This is a genomic window from Polaromonas sp. P1_G2 (genome assembly GCF_056405515.1).
In genome coordinates this window covers 1-355 of sequence record NZ_JBFUBY010001801.1, presented here as the reverse complement: position 1 = coordinate 355, position 355 = coordinate 1, and the positions used below count along the sequence as shown (strand labels likewise).

Here is a 355-nt window from a genome sequence, read left to right as displayed (position 1 = left end):
CTTCGAGCGAAGCCGGCGCCTTGTTCGGATCGAGGCCGGCTTTCTTGAACAGGTCGGTGTTGTAGGCGATGATCGAGGCGTCCGGCAGCGCCGGCACGCCATAGATCTTGCCGTCATAGGWGGCGAGGCGGATATGCGAGGGGCTGAGTGCGGCGGAATAGGGCAGGCCCTTGACGAAATCGCTAATGTCCTCAAGGCTGTCATTGGAAGCGAAGGTCGGCAGGTAGATCAGGTCGAGGACGGCGCCATCCGGAGCCGCGCCGGCGGCGATCGAAGCACCGAGCTTCGGCACCATCTGTTCGGCGGTGATCTGGGTCACATGGACCTTGTCGGAATGCGAGGCATTGTATTTGTC

Annotated in this window: 1 protein-coding gene; it reads right to left on the bottom strand. The window is 61.9% G+C overall.

Translation table 11 applies throughout. The features are described from left to right. Positions 1–319, bottom strand: a 319-nt coding sequence (locus AC1D0P_RS32660; RefSeq protein ID WP_477680511.1) for an extracellular solute-binding protein, incomplete at its 3' end; no start/stop codon positions are given. Positions 320–355 lie beyond the last annotated feature (36 nt).